This is a genomic window from Massilia sp. Bi118, assembly GCF_918697865.1.
Classification (GTDB): Bacteria; Pseudomonadota; Gammaproteobacteria; order Burkholderiales; family Burkholderiaceae_D; genus Telluria.
In genome coordinates, this window is sequence record NZ_CAKKMV010000043.1 from 1 (window position 1) to 1,346 (window position 1,346).

The 1,346-nt window shown below is 66.6% G+C and carries 1 protein-coding gene; it reads right to left on the reverse strand.

What is annotated here, in order from left to right; all coding sequences use genetic code 11:
• Window positions 1-1,346: mannose-1-phosphate guanylyltransferase/mannose-6-phosphate isomerase (locus tag LQV39_RS26290; protein WP_230030139.1), on the reverse strand; the 1,346-nt coding region annotated here is incomplete at its 3' end.

Below are 1,346 nucleotides of genomic sequence, written 5' to 3' on the forward strand. Positions count from 1 at the left end.
ATCAGGTGCAGCGGCAGCTTGCCCGGGTTTTCCAGGCGGTGGGTCATGCCGATCGGGATGTAGGTCGACTCGTTCTCGGCCAGCAGCTTGACGCTGTCGCCGCAAGTGACGCGCGCGGTGCCCGACACCACCACCCAATGCTCGGCGCGGTGATGGTGCATCTGCAGGCTCAGCTTCTCGCCCGGCTTGACGCAGATGCGCTTGACCTGGAAGCGCTCGCCGGCGTCGATGCCTTCGTAGAAGCCCCACGGACGGTAGACCCGGGTGTGGTACAGGTGCTCGGTACGCTCCTGGACCTTCAGGTGGTCGACGATGTTCTTGACGCGCTGGACCTGGTCCTTGTGCGCCACCAGCACCGCGTCCGGGGTTTCCACCACGACCAGGTCCTTGACGCCGACCACGGCCACGATGCGGCTCTCGGCGCGCACCAGCGAATTGCTGACGCCGTCCAGGTAGACGTCGCCGCGCTGCACGTTGCCGTGGGCATCGGCCTGCTGGACATCGGCCAGGGCCGACCAGGAACCGACGTCGCTCCAGCCGATGTCGCTTGATACGACCACGCCGTCACGGGTATGTTCCATGACCGCATAGTCGATCGAATCCGACGGGCAGGCCGTGAAGGCGGCTTCGTCCAGGCGGCAGAAGTCGAGATCGCGGTAGGCGTTGTGCATGGCCTGCTCGGCGGCCCTGGCGATTGCCGGCGCGTGCTGCTCGATCTCGGCCAGGAAGCGGTCGGCGCGGAACATGAACATGCCGCTGTTCCAGTAGAAGCCGCCATCGGCCACGAAGCCTTCGGCGGTGTTACGGTCCGGCTTTTCGACGAAGCGCTCGATCTTGTAGCAGTCGTCGACGCCCGGCAGCGGCTCGCCGCGGCGGATGTAGCCGTAGCCGGTTTCCGGCACGCTCGGCACGATGCCGAAGGTGGCCAGCGAACCGTTCTGCACCATTTGGTACGCGCGCTCGACCGACTGGCGGAAGGCTTCGTTCTTTTCGATCACGTGGTCGGCCGGCAGCACCAGCATGATGGCGTCGGGATCGTCGGCTGCCAGATGCCGCGCGGCCGCGGTCACGGCCGGGGCCGTGTTGCGGCCGACCGGCTCGAGCAGGATGCCGCTCGGGGTGATGCCCACCTCGCGCAACTGCTCGGCGACCAGGAAGCGGTGTTCGTTGCCGCAGACAACCAGCGGCGCCATCAACCCCGGCCAGCCGCGGACCCGCAAGGCGGTTTCCTGCAGCATGGTCTTGTCGGTGACCAGCGGCAGGAGCTGCTTTGGCATCGAAGCACGCGAAAGCGGCCACAGGCGGGTACCGGCGCCGCCGGAGAGGATGACTGGATAGATTTTCAT